The 14584-nt window shown below is 72.8% G+C and carries 10 protein-coding genes and 1 pseudogene; 5 read left to right on the top strand and 6 right to left on the bottom strand.

Going from position 1 to position 14584, the window contains the following annotated elements; genetic code table 11:
- Window positions 1-112: 112 nt before the first annotated feature.
- Both FHS22_RS11550 and serA read right to left on the bottom strand, forming a co-directional pair.
- Complete coding sequence (locus tag FHS22_RS11550) at window positions 113-1159, bottom strand: 3-isopropylmalate dehydrogenase (RefSeq protein WP_184940948.1); 1047 nt, start codon at window positions 1157-1159, stop codon at window positions 113-115.
- Between the two features lie 527 nt (window positions 1160-1686).
- Window positions 1687-3276, bottom strand: coding sequence for a phosphoglycerate dehydrogenase (serA, locus tag FHS22_RS11545; RefSeq protein WP_184940946.1), 1590 nt, complete (start codon window positions 3274-3276; stop codon window positions 1687-1689).
- Window positions 3277-3631: 355 nt separating this feature from the next.
- Here serA and FHS22_RS11540 point away from each other — a divergent pair, with 355 nt between their 5' ends.
- Complete coding sequence (locus FHS22_RS11540; protein ID WP_184940944.1) at window positions 3632-4555, top strand: hypothetical protein; 924 nt, start codon at window positions 3632-3634, stop codon at window positions 4553-4555.
- Window positions 4556-4747: 192 nt separating this feature from the next.
- Complete coding sequence (locus tag FHS22_RS11535; protein WP_184940942.1) at window positions 4748-5500, top strand: class I SAM-dependent methyltransferase; 753 nt, start codon at window positions 4748-4750, stop codon at window positions 5498-5500.
- A gap of 64 nt (window positions 5501-5564) precedes the next feature.
- Here the strand turns inward: FHS22_RS11535 and FHS22_RS11530 are convergent, their stop codons facing one another.
- Together FHS22_RS11530 and FHS22_RS11525 are read right to left on the bottom strand one after the other, a co-directional pair.
- Window positions 5565-8291: an FtsX-like permease family protein gene (locus FHS22_RS11530; protein ID WP_184940940.1), complete on the bottom strand. Its 2727-nt coding sequence runs from the start codon at window positions 8289-8291 to the stop codon at window positions 5565-5567.
- Window positions 8288-8992 (bottom strand): ABC transporter ATP-binding protein, encoded by a 705-nt coding sequence (locus FHS22_RS11525; protein WP_184940939.1) that lies wholly within the window; start codon window positions 8990-8992, stop codon window positions 8288-8290. Before FHS22_RS11525 ends, FHS22_RS11530 begins: the two co-directional genes overlap by 4 nt.
- Window positions 8993-9111: 119 nt before the next feature.
- Between FHS22_RS11525 and FHS22_RS11520 the strand changes: the two are divergent.
- Window positions 9112-10287 (top strand): annotated as a pseudogene (locus FHS22_RS11520) (RNA-guided endonuclease InsQ/TnpB family protein); the annotation flags it as partial.
- A 50-nt stretch (window positions 10288-10337) separates the two neighbouring features.
- Here FHS22_RS11520 and FHS22_RS11515 read toward each other — a convergent pair.
- A complete protein-coding gene (locus tag FHS22_RS11515; protein ID WP_184940935.1) occupies window positions 10338-10865 on the bottom strand; it encodes a PadR family transcriptional regulator in 528 nt (175 codons plus the stop codon).
- A 98-nt stretch (window positions 10866-10963) separates the two neighbouring features.
- On the opposite strand from FHS22_RS11515, the gene FHS22_RS11510 reads away from it, so the two are divergent.
- Window positions 10964-11509: a DUF1707 and FHA domain-containing protein gene (locus tag FHS22_RS11510; RefSeq protein WP_184940934.1), complete on the top strand. Its 546-nt coding sequence runs from the start codon at window positions 10964-10966 to the stop codon at window positions 11507-11509.
- Here FHS22_RS11510 and FHS22_RS11505 read toward each other — a convergent pair.
- Window positions 11490-12887, bottom strand: coding sequence for an MFS transporter (locus FHS22_RS11505; protein ID WP_184940932.1), 1398 nt, complete (start codon window positions 12885-12887; stop codon window positions 11490-11492). The genes FHS22_RS11510 and FHS22_RS11505 overlap by 20 nt on opposite strands.
- A 122-nt stretch (window positions 12888-13009) precedes the next feature.
- On the opposite strand from FHS22_RS11505, the gene dacB reads away from it, so the two are divergent.
- Window positions 13010-14572: a D-alanyl-D-alanine carboxypeptidase/D-alanyl-D-alanine endopeptidase gene (gene dacB, locus FHS22_RS11500; RefSeq protein ID WP_184940930.1), complete on the top strand. Its 1563-nt coding sequence runs from the start codon at window positions 13010-13012 to the stop codon at window positions 14570-14572.
- The last annotated feature ends 12 nt before the right edge of the window (window positions 14573-14584 follow it).

Raw genomic sequence — 14584 nt, 5'->3', positions numbered from 1 at the left:
CCCACGGACGGGTCCCGGGCGAGCCCGGGACGGGCCCGGATATACGAAGACGCGCCCGGCGGCTCGCTGGGAGCCGCCGGGCGCGTCTGTCGGGTCGGTGAGTGGCGGCTCGTCAGCCGGCTACTCGGGCGGTGATGGCGTCGCCGATCTCGCGGGTGCTCCGCGCGGCGCGGCCGGCCTGCCGCTCCAGCAGGTCGTCGGCGACGGCCCGCTCGACCCGGGCGGCCTCGTCGGCCAGGCCCAGGTGGCTCAGGAGCATGGCGACCGAGAGGATCGTCGCGGTCGGGTCGGCCTTGCCCTGGCCCGCGATGTCGGGGGCGCTGCCGTGGACCGGCTCGAACATGCTGGGCGCGGTGCGGTCGGGGTTGACGTTGCCGCTGGCGGCCAGGCCGATGCCGCCGGCGACGGCGGCGCCGATGTCGGTGATGATGTCGCCGAAGAGGTTGTCGGTGACGATCACGTCGAACCGCTCCGGCTGGTTGACGAAGAACATCGAGGCCGCGTCGATGTGGCAGTAGTCGGTCCGCACGTCGGGGTACTCCAGTCCGACGCGGTCGACGGTGCGGGCCCACAGGTCGCCGGCGTAGGTCAGCACGTTGGTCTTGTGCACCAGCGTCAGCTTCTTGCGGGGACGGGCCAGCGCCTGGTCGAAGGCGTAGCGGACGACGCGCTCGACGCCGAAGGCCGTGTTGAGCGACTCCTGGGTGGCGACCTCGTGCGGCGTGCCGCGGCGCAGCACACCGCCGGCCCCGGCGTACAGGCTCTCGGTGCCCTCACGGACGACGATCATGTCGATGTCCTCGGGGCGGGCCTTGCCCAGCGGGGTCTCGACACCCGGGAAGAGCTTGACCGGGCGGAGGTTCACGTAGTGGTCGAGCTCGAAGCGGAGCCTCAGCAGCAGGTCGCGCTCGAGCACGCCCGGGGGGACGCTGGGGTCGCCGACCGCGCCGAGCAGGATGGCGTCGTATCCGCGCAGCTCGTCCAGGACCGCGTCGGGAAGGGTCTCCCCGGTCCGGTGGTAGCGCTCGGCGCCGAGGTCGTAGTGGGTGCCCTCCACCTTGGCGCCGACCGCGTCGAGGACCTTCAGGCCCTCGGCGACGACCTCGGTCCCGATCCCGTCGCCGGGGATGACTGCCAGACGAATGTTGCGCGAATCCATGCAGGCACCCTACCGCCCTGTCTCGACTGTCGGATACCTAATCTCATCTAGTGGACAAGCCGCCTTTACCGGGCAGGGGCGCCGCCGTTGTCGCGGCGGTCCAGCGCCATCTGCAGGGCGGCGGCGGCCTCGTCCTCGGCGTCCTCGGACCGGTTCCAGGGATACATGTCGTACATGGCGAATCTCGTCTCGTGTCGCACGGAAGCAGGGGGGGGAGGTGGTCCGGATCTCCGGTGACGGATCCGGACCGGACCTGGTGTCGCGGGCCCGGGTCACAGGCCGGCGACGGGGGCTTACCGGCCGACGCGCCACCGCACCGCGGCGGGTCGCCGGCCTGCCCTGTCAGGCCCCGCCGCGGCAGGTAATGAGTACGAGAACCTGGCGCATTTGCTTCAGGTTACCCCGTCTCCGGAGTGCCGTCTCGCCCGCCGTACCGGCATCCCACATAATGAGACAGCCGCCGCCCCCGTGCGGGGGCGGCGGCCGTGCGGTGCGGGGGGCGCCCGGCCTGCGGCCGGGCCGCCCGGCTACTCGGCCAGATCCGCCGAGCGGCCGCTCTCGGCGCCGATCTCGGAGGAGATCTGGTCGATGACCTCCGCCGGGATGGCGGTGTCGACGGTCAGCGCGATGAGCGCCTTGCCGCCCTTGACGTCCCGGGCCACCTGCATCGAGGCGATGTTGATGCCGTGGTCGCCGAGGATGCGGCCGACCACGCCGACGATGCCGGGGCGGTCGGAGTAGGTGAAGAAGGACAGGTGGTCGGTCGGCTCGATCTCCATCTCGTAGCCGTTGACCTCGACGATCTTCGTGATCTGGCGCGGGCCGGAGAGCGTGCCGGAGACCGAGACCGTGCGGCCGTCGGCCAGAACGCCGCGGACGGTCACCACGTTGCGCCAGTCGGGGCTCTCGGAGCTGGTGACCAGCTCCACGGTCACACCGCGGTCCTTGGCCAGGAGCGGGGCGTTGACGTAGGTGACGGAGTCCTCGACCACGTCGGTGAAGACGCCCTTGAGCGCGGCCAGCTCCAGCACCCGGACGTCCTGGGCGGCGATCTCGCCGCGGACCTCGACGTCGAGCTTGGTGGCGACCTCGCCCGCCAGCGCGGTGAACAGCCGGCCGAGCTTCTCGGCCAGCGGCAGGCCCGGCTTGACGTCCTCGGCGACCGCGCCGCCCTGGACGTTGACCGCGTCCGGCACGAACTCCCCGGCGAGTGCGAGCTTCACGCTCCGCGCGACCTGGGTGCCGGCCTTCTCCTGGGCCTCGTGGGTGGAGGCGCCCAGGTGCGGGGTGACGACGACCTGGTCCAGCTCGAACAGCGGGCTGTCGGTGACGGGCTCCTTGGGGAACACGTCGATGCCGGCTCCGGCGACCCGGCCCTCCTTGATCGCGGAGTAGAGGGCGTTCTCGTCGATGATGCCGCCGCGGGCGACGTTGATCAGGCGGACCGACGGCTTGACGATCTGCAGTTCCTTCTCGCCGATGAGACCGATGGTCTCCTTCGACTTGGGCAGGTGCACGGTGATGAAGTCGGCCTCGCGCAGGGCCTCCTCCAGCGAGACCAGGCGCACGCCCATCTGCGCGGCGCGGGCCGGCTGCAGGTAGGGGTCGTAGGCGATCAGCTCGACGCCGAACGGCTGCAGGCGCTGGGCCACCAGCTGGCCGATCTTGCCGAGACCGAGGATGGCCACGACCTTCTCGTCGAGCTCCACGCCGGTGTACTTCGAGCGCTTCCACTCGCCGCCCTTGAGCGCGGTGTGCGCCTGGGCGACGTTGCGGGCGGAGGCGAGGATCAGCGCGACGGTGTGCTCGGCGGCGCTGGTGATGTTGGAGGTGGGCGCGTTGACGACCATGACGCCCGCCTTGGTGGCGGCCTCCACGTCCACGTTGTCCAGGCCGACGCCGGCGCGGGCGACGACGCGGAGCTTGGGCGCGTGGGCGATGGCCTCGGCGTCGACCTGGGTGGCGCTGCGCACGATGAGCGCGTCCACCTCGGCGAGGGCGGGCAGGAACTGGGCGCGGTCGGCGCCGTCGGTGTGGCGGACCTCGAAGTCCGCGCCCAGGACCGCGAGACCGGCCTCGGAGAGTTCCTCTGCGACCAGTACGACGGGCTTGTTCACTGGTGGTTCCTTATGAGACGGGAAGGGCTGCACGGACCTCACGCAGTCTATCGGCGCTTGTGAACGCGTTCACGAGTGTCCCGCGATCCGAGACGGGAACTCCCCGCACCGCCTCATGATCTGAGACGGCGCACTCGGACCACCCCGGTGACCTGCGGCCTTCCTCCGGCCCGGCCATCGGCGGCGGAGACCTCCGCGCCACCGCGTGGATCCGGCGGGAACCCGGCCCCCGTCACGGCCCTGCGGAGTACCCTTCCCGGCGAATCTCATGCACAGAACTTCAACTTGGTATTGCTAGCCATAAATCTTCGCGATTACTCTCATAAGCCGTGGTCCTCTACCTATCGTTCGTCATATGAGCATCGGGAACCCCGCTCTCGGCGACGTGCTCGCGCAGCACGGCGGTCCGCACCGGCTGCTGGCGGCGCTTGCCGACTGGGGACTCCTGGTCGCCGTGCGGCCGGACCGCTCCGTCGTCCTGGGGACGACGCAGGCCGGTGAGCGTGTGCTGCTCGGATACACCTCGGCCAGTACCTACGCACGGCACCGTGGCAGCCATTCATTGTCGGAGTGCGACGCCGACACCATCCTCGACATCCAGCGCGTCACCGGCGTTCGGGAGATCGTCATCGATGCCGCCGGACCCGCCGCGGCGGCCGTGCCGATCGAGGATCTCCAGCGGTACCTGCGCGCGACCCGGACCGGCCCCACGCCGGTCCTGTCGGGCACGGCACCGACCGCGTACGCGACCGGGGCGATGGCCACCGTCTCGCGGACCTCGGCGATGAGCACGGCTCCGCCGGGGGCGGTGAGCGCGGCCCCACCGAGCCGGCAGGCTCCCGCGGACCCGCTCTCGGCTCCGCTGCGGGTCCCGGCGCCCCCGGCCGCCGACCAGCCGTGGATCCCCGCGCCGCGCCCCCACCTGTCGGGGCCGATGCAGATGGTCGATCCCGGCTACCGGCGGTGCACCCATCCGATCCTGCCCGCGCTCCGCGTGGCGATCGGCTACCTCCTCTCCGACTTCCCGCTCGTCCACCACGTGTGGATCTCCGAGGCCCGGACCGCCTCCGGCGCCCCCGGGATCATGCTGCACGTGAAGGTGCACATGTCGGCCGCCGAGGACGTGGTGCGGGACCTGCATCGCGGGGTGCGCGCCCGGCTGCCGCAGCTGGCCGCGAGCGAGGCGCCGATCCTCATGGCCCGGGTGGCGGACGCCCGCAGCGAGCAGCGCATGGTCGAGATAGGGGCCCACGTGGTCTGCGCGGACGTCCGGGACTAGGCGGGGCGTCCGGCCTCCCGCCGGGCGCAACGTATGGTCCGGGTAATCCGCGGGTCTGGATCGGGTCGTTCCCCCCGTGGAACGGCCCGATCCGGGTGAGCATGCCTGATGTGGGCCCGCCCGGCGCCGGGGTGGCCGTCTTCGCCGCGGCGCCGGGGGCCCGGCGTACCTGCTCACGGAGGACCAGGTGACATGACCCGTTCGGACCCGATCCACCAGATCCGCTATGCCGTACGGCATCCCGGCCGGATCGTCCCCCATCTGCGGCGGCTGGCCAGGGACACCTGGATCCGGCTGCGCACCGACGACCACGTCAGCTACTACCGGGCGGTGATGAAGTCCGACACCGCGCGCAGCCCCGAGGCGGCGGTCGGCAGCAAGTCGCACGCCCGCTGGCTCGCCCTCGGCCAGATGCAGTTCGACTACCTCGTCGGACACGGCCTGCGGCCCGAGCACCGGATGCTGGAGATCGGCTGCGGCAACCTGCGCGCCGGCCGGCTGTTCATCGACTATCTCCACGGGAGCGGCTACTACGGCCTGGACATCTCCCCCGACATCCTGGTCGCCGCCCAGCACACCCTGGCCGAGTACGGCCTGCGCGAGAAGCTCCCCCACCTGACCCCGGTCCGGGACCTGCGCTTCGCGTTCCTGCCCGACCGGCACTTCGACGTGGTCCACGCGCACAGCGTCTTCTCGCACTCCCCGCTGCACGTGATCGACGAGTGCTTCGCCCACGTGGGCCGGGTCATGAAGCCCGGCGGCTGGTTCGACTTCACCTTCGACCGGACCGAGGGCCGCGAGCACCAGGTCCTGCGCGAGGACTTCTACTACCGCACCGAGACGCTGCTGGACCTGGCCGCCAGGCACGGCCTGGCGGCCAGGTTCATGGACGACTGGGAGAAGCTCCCGCACAAGCAGTCCAAGATCCGCATCACGCTGCCGTAGCCCCGGTCGCGGAGCGGTCCCGCCGCCCGCGGCCCCCTCCCGCGGAGGGGGCCGCGGGCGGCGGTCAGGTCATCCGGCGGGTCAGCACCAGGCGTGTCCGGGTGAACAGCGCCGCCACCAGCGCGGCCACCAGCGGCAGGCCCACCAGCATCAGCCCGAGCGCGGCCCACGGCACGTCGACCACGCCGCTCACGTCGGGCCGGTGCCCTCCGGGACCTATCTCGATCCTCCAGCCGGAGGCGGCGCGGGCCGACGCGGCGAGGGCGTCGGCGACGCCGGGGACCAGCCCGGCCGCGATGCCCGCGGCCACCCCGAGCCCGGCGATGAACGCCGCCTGCCCCGCCACCACGAGCCGCTGGACGCCGGCGGACGCGCCCACCGCGGCCAGCGTGGCCCGGTCCGGCCTGGCCTCGGCGGCGGCCAGGCCGGTCGCGGCGAACGTGCCGCCGAGGGCCAGCACTCCCGCGATGGCGGCGAAGACCAGCAGGGTGACGGTCTCGTCATGGTTGAAGCCGTTCTCGGTCCGCGCGCCGGCCGAGGAGGAGACCGCCTCCACCGCGGCGCGCAGGCGGTCGGTGTCCTCCTGGGAGGCGCGGAACACCGCCGGATCGGCGAGCAGGTGGTCGTAGCGGACCTCCAGGCCGAGCGCGGCCGCCGAGCCGACCGGCAGCACCCCGGTCACCGGCACCGGCGTCCGCCCGGACACGACGACGGCGGGCAGGGTGCGGGTCTTCTCCTTCCCCGCGTAGAAGTCCCGGAAGGCGAGCGTGCCGCCCCGGACCGCCGCCGGATCGAAGACCACCGCCTTGCCCTCGGCGAGCGCGGCCTCGGCCGCCGGGTCGGCGCGGCGCAGGAGGTGGCGGAGCAGGTCCACCCCGCCGACCGGCAACTCGCCGAGGGTGCCGCCGGACCGCACGCAGTACTCCGCGCATTCGAAGGTCGTGGGCACCACGTCGACGGAGTGGCCTCCGGGCTCGGCGAGCCTGCCCGCCTCGACCAGCGGCACGCCCGGCAGCGCCGCGGCCGCGACCCGTTTGATCTCGGCCCAGGTCCGGACGTCGGAGGACATCGAGAACACGGCCGTGGTGCCGTGGACGTACGAGGGCAGATACTGCTCCCTGTTCCGGGCCAGCTCACTGGAGGTGATGACCCCCAGCGCGGTGAACGCGGCCGTGGCCACCAGGACGGCGGCCACCGCGGGGGCCGTGCGCCCCCGGTTGCGCGCGGCGTCGCGGGCGGCGAGCCGGAAGGGCAGCGGGAGCCGTACGGCGAGGCCGGCCGCGGCGCGGACCAGCCACGGCGCCAGGAGGACCAGGCCGAGCTGGCCCAGGACGGCGCCGGCGAGCAGTCCGAGCCTGTCCGGGGACGGGTCCCGCACATCGGCGAACCGCGCCGAGCCGCCGGCCACCGCGCAGCCGGCCAGCAGCAGCACCAGGCCCGCGACCGGCCGGCCCCTGCGGTCCCTGACCCGGCCGGCCCGGCCGGCCAGCACGGCGACCGAGTCCGTCCTGGCCGCCTGCACGGCGGGGACGAGCGCGGCGAGCAGGCTGCTCACCACGCCGAGGAGCGCCACCAGCGCCACCTGGCCCAGCGGCAGGTCGAACGGACCGCGGTGGAAGAAGGGGGCGATCACCGCCATGATCCCCACCCCGAGGAGGGAGCCGAGCACGGAGGCGGCCGACCCGAGGGTGAGCCCGTCGGCGAGCACGATCCAGCGCAGGTGCCGGGCGGCGGCGCCCTGCGCCGCGAGCAGCGCGAGCTCCCTGCGGCGGCGGCGGATGCCGACCGCGAACGCCGGACCGGCCAGCAGCGCGACCTCCAGCACGACCATCGCCACGCCGAGCGCGGCCACCGCCGCCGTCCGGGGATCCTGCCGATCGCCGGGGGCCGGGTCCTCCATGCCCCCGGGCGGCGGCGGATCGTCGATCACCGCCCGGGAGGCGACGAGCACGCCCTTGCGGTTGAGCTCGCGCACCTGCGGCCAGGAGACCGGTGCGGGGGTGTCGACGAGCCACTCGGTGTGGCCGTGCTGCCGGGCGCCGTCCGGCACGGTGCCGGGCATCGCCACGATCTGCACGTGCCGGGGACCGCTCTGCGGCTCGACGACGCCCACCACGGTGACGGGGGCGCCCACCCCGTCCAGCGTGAGCCTGGTGCCCACGCCCACATCCAGGCCCGGGGCCGCCGCGACCTCTCCGGCCGACCGGGGCAGGCGTCCGGAGACCAGCCGGTACATGCCCGTGGTGATCGGGTCGCGCAGGTCGATCTCCCTGACCTCGGCCTCCCGGTAGCCGCGGGAGTCCCGGTAGCCGCTCCAGCCGCCGCGCACCGGCACCGCCCGGCTGCCCGGCGCGAAGAACGAGGCGACCTCCTCGCGGGAGGGCTCCCTGCCCCCGCCGGTGACCCCGGAGTCCCCGCCCGCGCCTTTGCCGTCCTCGTCGAACCACACGGCGCCGTCCGCGCTCTGCCGCACCGGATCGCTGAGCACCGGCCCGAGCACCTTCGCGTCGGCCGCGCCGAGATTCCAGGGAAGGGCCTCGCGGGAGTCGACGTCCTCGGTGGCGGTCCAGGTCGCGGCGCCGGAGAAGAACATGACCGGCAGGGCGACCATCACGATGATCAGCGCACTGCGCCCCCTGGCCCGCCAGGCGTCCCGGCGGGAGATCCGCAGGGCGGCCAGGAGCGCGGCGAGCGGGGATCGCCCGGCTGCGAGCGGACGCTCACCCTTCCCCGCACCCGCCGGGCGGTCCCCCGCCGAGTCCGTCGGGCGGCCTCCCTCACCGGCGCTCATCGGGCACTCTCCAGGGCGGCCTCGGTGGAGTCGGTGATCTCACCGTCGCGCAGGAAGACCACCCGGTCGGCCCAGGCGGCGTAACGGGGTTCGTGGGTGACCAGCAGGACGGCCGCTCCGGCGTCGCAGCGGGCGCGCAGCAGCCGGAGGATGTCGTCGCCGGTGGGAGTGTCCAGCGCGCCGGTGGGCTCGTCGGCCAGGATCAGCCGCCGCTCGCCGGCCAGCGCGCGGGCGATCGCGACCCGCTGGCGCTGGCCGCCGGAGAGCTCGTCGGGGAAGCGGCCGGGCTCGGCCAGGCCCACCTCTGCGAGGATCTCCAGGGCCTCGCTCCGGGCCGTCCTCGCCCGGACCCCGTCCAGCTCCCGCGGGAGCATCACGTTCTCCACGGCGGTCAGCGACGGGATCAGGTTGAGGTCCTGGAAGACGTAGCCGACGTGCCTGCGGCGCAGGGCGGCGAGTTCCTTCGCCGAGAGGCTGGTCAGCGGCGTGCCCTCCACGACGACCGCGCCCGAGGTGGGCAGGTCGAGGCCCCCGGCCAGGTTGAGCAGGGTCGACTTGCCGGACCCCGACGGTCCCATGACCGCGACCAGCTCCCCCGCGGCGACCTCCATGCTCACCCCCCTCAGGGCGGGTACGGCCTGCGGGCCGTCGCCGTGGACGCGGGTCACGTCCGCGAGCCGTACGACCGGATCGAAACTCATCGAAACTCCTTGAGCATGGAGACCCCCGCCTTCAGGCGTGGGAAGGAAAGGCGGCATGGTGCCGCCTGGATGTGAGCATTCGCCAGATTCTTAGCTGATCTCTCGGTATCGTGTGAGGTATGGCGCAGATCGTGAAGCGGGCCTACAGATACCGCTTCCACCCGACCCCCGAACAGGCCTCCGAGCTGGCCCGGACGTTCGGCTGCGCCCGCTACGTCTACAACAAGGCCCTGGCCATGCGCTCGCGCGCCTACACGGCCGAGGGCCGCCGCGTCTCCTACGTGGAGTCCTCGGCGATGCTCACGGCATGGAAACGCGAGCAGGGGCTGGAGTTCCTGTCGGAGGTCTCCTCCGTGCCGCTGCAGCAGGCGCTGCGCCACCTGCAGGCGGCGTTCGCGAACTTCTTCGCCAAACGGGCGAAGTACCCGACGTTCAAGTCCCGCAAGAAGTCCCGCGCGTCGGCGGAGTACACCCGCTCGGCGTTCCGCTGGCGCGACGGCACGCTCACCCTGGCGAAGATGGACGCGCCCCTGGACATCGTGTGGTCGCGGCCGCTGCCGGAGGGCGCGCAGCCGTCCATGGTGACGGTGTCGCGCGACAGCGCGGGCCGCTGGTTCGTGTCCCTCCTGGTGGAGGAGTCCATCCGGCCCCTCGATCCGGTGGACGCCGCGGTCGGCCTGGACGCCGGGATCACCTCCCTGCTCACCCTGTCGACCGGCGAGAAGATCACCAACCCCCGGCATGAACGGGCCGACCGCCGCCGCCTGGCCAAGGCCCAGCGCAACCTCGCCCGCAAAGCGACAGGCTCGGCCAACCGGGCCAAGGCGAAGCGGAAGGTGGCCCGCGTGTACGCGCGGATCACCGACCGGCGCCGCGACTTCCTGCACCAGCTCACCACCCGGCTCGTTCGCGAGAACCAAGTGATCGCCGTGGAGGACCTGACCGTCCGCAACCTGGTCAAGAACCATGCGCTGGCGCGCGCCGTCTCCGACGCCTCCTGGCGGGAGCTGCGGGCGATGCTGGAGTACAAGACCGTCTGGTACGGCCGGGAACTGATCGTGATCGACCGCTGGTTCCCCTCCTCCAAACTGTGCTCGTCCTGCGGCGCCCTGCAAGGCACAATGCCGCTGGACGTGCGGAGCTGGGAGTGCGCCTGCGGCGCGGTTCACGACCGCGACGTCAACGCCGCCAAGAACGTCCTCGCCGCCGGGCTGGCGGAGAGGTGAAACGCCTGTGGAGCCGGTGTAAGACCTCAAGGGCGCACGCCCGGCGGGCAGTCGGCGGTGAAGCAGGAAACCCGACCCGTGAGGGTCGGAATCCCCCGGCTTCAGCCGTGGAGAGGAAGTCAAGCTTGCGTCTCCTGCGTCTGGGGGGAGGCCGTGAGCACGGCCTCGCAGTGGTCGAGCCAGCGCTGCTCGGCCTCGGCTTGAAAGATCATGGAGTCGAGCACCAGCCGCTGGGCCGGGCCGGCGGTGCTCGCCAGCTTGGCCCGGGTGAGCCGCTGGAGTGTGCGCATCGTCGCGGTGCGCTGGACCTGGATCACCGGGCGCACGTCCGCGCCCGCGGTGACCGCCATCGCGAGCTTGATGACCAGCTCGTCCCGGGGCCGGTCGGACTGGGCGACGGGGGTGCTGAGCCATCGCTCCATCTCGGTCCGACCGGCCTCGGTGATCGAGTAGACGACCCGGCCCTGGTCGTCCTGCTCCCCGGGGGCGACCAGGCCGTCGCGTTCCAGGCGCGAGAGCGTCGTGTAGACCTGGCCGATGTTGAGCGGCCAGGTCGCCCCCGTCGACGCCTCGAACTCGGCGCGCAGCTGGTAGCCGTAGCGGGGCCCCTGGCTCAGCAGGGCGAGCAGCCCTTGTCGGATCGCCATGAATACTGAGTATGCATACTCAGTATGGTCACGGCAAGCGGGGACGAGAGATCCGCATATTGTGGACAGACGTCGGCGCGGGGACCGATACTCGAGGGATGAGCTCGACGCATCCCCCGGCACGCGCATCCGACGGGGACCGCGATCGTGCGATCAACGAGCTCCGTGACCGCGCCGTCGAGGGGCGACTTTCGCACGACACGTTCCTCGGGCGCGTCGACATGGCGCTCCGCGCCCGCAACCAGGGCGAACTGGACGAACTGGTCGCCGATCTGCCGCAGCGCGGCCGGCTGCGCCGCCTGGTGACCGGGGTCGTCTCCTCGGTCTCCGACTTCACCACCCGCGTGGAGTCGGCCTGGCGCCGCCCCCGGCTGCCCAAGCTGGCGCTGCCCGGCGACGCCAGGACCCGCTACGTGGTGGGCCGGGGCTCGGCCTGCGACCTGGTCCTGGCCGACCTGACCGTCTCCCGCGTGCACGCCGAGCTCCGCCGCGACGAGGACGACTGGGTCCTCGTCGACCTCGGCTCGCTCAACGGCACCCGGCTGAACGACTGGCGCCTGGTCGGACCGGCGAGGGTCCGGCCGGGCGACGTCGTCTCCTTCGGCGACTGCGCGTTCGTGGTGATCACGCCTCAGCTGATCTGAGCTCCCCGGCCGAGGCGAGCCGCTCCGCGGTGAGGCCGTAGCGCGTGGTCAGCCAGATGGCGACGGCGACGAGGAGCGCCGGGATCAGCGTGCCGCCGTACAGCGCGGCCTGGACCGCCGCCTCGGGCTGCTCCACCGGCGTCTTCGGGTCCGACTCCACGAAGCCCGCCGCGCCCAGCAGCCAGCCGTACACGAGCGCGCCGAAGGCGAAGACCACCGTCTCGGCGGCCGTCCAGAGCCCGGTGAAGACCCCGGCCCGGCGCCTGCCGGTGACCGCCTCGTCGTAGACGATCACGTCGGACAGCATCGAGAACTGCAGCAGCTGGAGCCCGGAGTAGCCGATCCCCACGACGAGCACGCACGCGTGCGCGTAGACCGCGCCGAGCTGCCCGGACAGCGCCAGCCCGACCGTGCCGGCCAGGAACAGCGCCGAGGCCAGGACCATCGCCCCGCGCTTGTCGTAGCGGCGCGAGAGCCAGACCCAGCCCGGCATCGTGACCAGCAGCGGCCCGACGATGCACAGCAGCAGGGTGGTCGTGGCCCCGGGGTCGCGCAGCGTGTAGGTGGCCATGTACGGCGCACCGGCCAGCAGCGTCCCCGCGGCGAACATCTGGGCGCAGCTCAGGCCGAGCAGCGTCATGAAGGGCCGGTTCGTGCGGGCCGCGGCGAACTGGGCCCGGACCGACGCCTCCGCCTCGGCCCGGGTGACCACCGGGGCGCGGGCCGTACCGAGGAAGGAGGCGATCATCGAGGCGAACAGCGCCGCCGCGACGACCAGGCCCATGAGCCGGTAGCCGGAGACCGTACTGCCCGCGATCGCCGGTGCGGCGGCGCCGGAGAGCAGGATCGCCAGGCCGACGAAGACCATCTTCCACTGCAGGATCGCCGAGCGCTCGTGGTAGTCGGTGGTCATCTCGGCCGCCATGGCCTTGTACGGGACCTCGTAGAAGGCGTAGGCCGTCGCGGTGAGGAAGTAGCAGACCGCGACGTAGGCGGCGGCGGGCAGGCCGGTGAGCGGCGGGCCCGCGAACGTGGCGGCGAACGCCAGCGGCAGGGTGATCGCGCCGACCAGCATCCAGGGACGGCGGGCGCCGAGCCGGGAGACCGTGCGGTCGGAGCGCTGGCCGACCCAGGGGTTGATGACGACGTCCCAGACCTTCGGCAGGAAGGCGACCAGGCCCGCGATCCACGCCGGGACGGCCAGCACGTTCGTCATGTAGAACAGCAGCAGCAGGCCGGGGACCGTGGAGAAGGTCGCGGTGGAGACCGAGCCGACGCCGTAGCCGACGCGCACGCCGCGCGGGACGGGGACGGTGGCGGGGGCGGGGGCAGGCTCAGGGACGGGATCTGGGGCGGGGACGGACGCCGGTGTCACCATCCGCACATTGAACCGCACCAAGTGAACGCTCGGTAGGGCTAGAAAATACGAAAATTCCGTATTGTCACCCGGCCCGCCGTTCCGCACGATCACGACATAGGCCTAGTGTCCCTGGAGCAGCCATGCGGCCATCACGACGGACCGTCCTCTCCCTCCTCCTGCTGGCGGGCCTCACCTGCGCCTCGGCCCCCGCCCTCGCCCCGGCGCCCGCCGTCGCCCTGCAGCCCGCCCCCGGCGTCGCGGACCTGGTCGCCGACCTCGACCAGATCCTCTCCGACGCGCGCCTCGTCCCCGCGCGGGCCGGGGTGGCGGTGCGCAGCGCCGCCACGGGCGAGGAGCTCTACGCCCGGGACGGCGGGAAGATCCTCACTCCCGCCTCCAACGCCAAGCTGGTCACCTCCGCCGCCGCGGTCGAGCACCTCGGCCCGGACTTCCGCTTCACCACGAGCGTGCTGTCCGCCGGCCGCCGGACCGGACCCGTCCTCACCGGCGACCTCTACCTGCGGGGCACGGGCGATCCCACCATGCTCGCCGCCGACTACGACGCCCTGGCCGCCCGGGTGGCCGCCGCGGGGATCAGGACGGTCACCGGCAGGCTGGTCGCCGACGACACCTGGTTCGACGCGGTGCGGCTCGGCGCGGACTGGGCGTGGGACGACGAGCCGTACTACTACGCCGGGCAGATCTCGGCGCTGACCGCCTCCCCCGACACCGACTACGACGCCGGCTCGGTCATCGTCTCGGTCGCCCCCGGCGACGCCGCCGGGCGGCCCGCCAAGGTCTCCACCACCCCGGAGACGGACTACCTGAAGATCGAGAACCGGGCGGTGACCGGAAGCGGGACCGACGTGCTGGTCGAGCGGCGGCACGGCACCAACACCGTCGTGGTCACCGGGACCGTGGCGGACGGCTACGACGAGTGGGTCACGGTGGACGACCCCACCGGCTACGCGGCCTCGCTCTTCCGCACGGCCCTGAGCAGGCACGGGGTGCGGGTGCTGGGCCGTACGGCACGCGGGGCGGCCCCGTCCGGCGCGGCGGCCGTGGCCGAGCGCCGGTCGATGCCGCTGGGCGAGCTGCTCGTGCCGTTCATGAAACTCAGCAACAACATGCATGCCGAGATCCTCGTCAAGTCGATCGGGCGGAAGGTCTCCGGCGCCGGGACCTGGAGCGCCGGACTGTCCGCGATCACCTCCTTCGCGCAGGCCAACGGCATGCCCACGCTGCGCATGCGGGACGGTTCCGGCCTGTCCCGGGTGGACGGCCTGACACCCGGCGGGGTCACCGGGCTGCTGCTGGCGCTGCGCGCCAGGCCCTGGTTCCCCGCCTGGTACGGCTCGCTGCCGGTCGCGGGCGAGGCGGACCGGATGACCGGGGGGACCCTGCGCAGCCGGATGCGCGGCACCCCGGCGGCCGGGAACGTCCGCGCCAAGACCGGTTCGCTGACCGGGGTCACCTCCCTGTCGGGTTACGTGACGGGAGCCGACGGCGAACCCCTGGTCTTCTCGATCATGCTCAACCAGTACCTGTCCGGCCCCCCGAGGGACATCGAGGACAAGATCGCCGTCCGGCTGGCCCGGTTCAGCCGGACCGCTCCGGCCGGGATCTCCTCCATCCCGCTCCGTGAGACGGCCTCGAACGTTCCAGAGCTCGAATGCTCCTGGTCGAAGCCCGTGCGGTGTTGATCGCAGACGCCC

Origin of the sequence: Thiemannella venezuelensis (assembly GCF_014203605.1) — a bacterium.
Classification (GTDB): domain Bacteria; phylum Actinomycetota; class Actinomycetes; order Streptosporangiales; family Streptosporangiaceae; genus Planomonospora_A; species Planomonospora_A venezuelensis.
The sequence above is the reverse complement of the archived record's forward strand: the minus strand, read 5'-3'. Positions and strand labels throughout refer to the sequence as shown.

Bases quoted from the DNA above. Each gene is read 5' to 3' on its own strand.
- FHS22_RS11550 (WP_184940948.1), bottom strand. From the start codon at position 1,159: ATGGATTCGCGCAACATTCGTCTGGCAGTCATCCCCGGCGACGGGATC.
- FHS22_RS11540 (WP_184940944.1), top strand. From the start codon at position 3,632: ATGAGCATCGGGAACCCCGCTCTCGGCGACGTGCTCGCGCAGCACGGC.
- FHS22_RS11535 (WP_184940942.1), top strand. From the start codon at position 4,748: ATGACCCGTTCGGACCCGATCCACCAGATCCGCTATGCCGTACGGCAT.
- FHS22_RS11530 (WP_184940940.1), bottom strand. From the start codon at position 8,291: ATGAGCGCCGGTGAGGGAGGCCGCCCGACGGACTCGGCGGGGGACCGC.
- FHS22_RS11525 (WP_184940939.1), bottom strand. From the start codon at position 8,992: ATGAGTTTCGATCCGGTCGTACGGCTCGCGGACGTGACCCGCGTCCAC.
- FHS22_RS11515 (WP_184940935.1), bottom strand. From the start codon at position 10,865: ATGGCGATCCGACAAGGGCTGCTCGCCCTGCTGAGCCAGGGGCCCCGC.
- FHS22_RS11510 (WP_184940934.1), top strand. From the start codon at position 10,964: ATGAGCTCGACGCATCCCCCGGCACGCGCATCCGACGGGGACCGCGAT.
- FHS22_RS11505 (WP_184940932.1), bottom strand. From the start codon at position 12,887: ATGGTGACACCGGCGTCCGTCCCCGCCCCAGATCCCGTCCCTGAGCCT.
- dacB (WP_184940930.1), top strand. From the start codon at position 13,010: ATGCGGCCATCACGACGGACCGTCCTCTCCCTCCTCCTGCTGGCGGGC.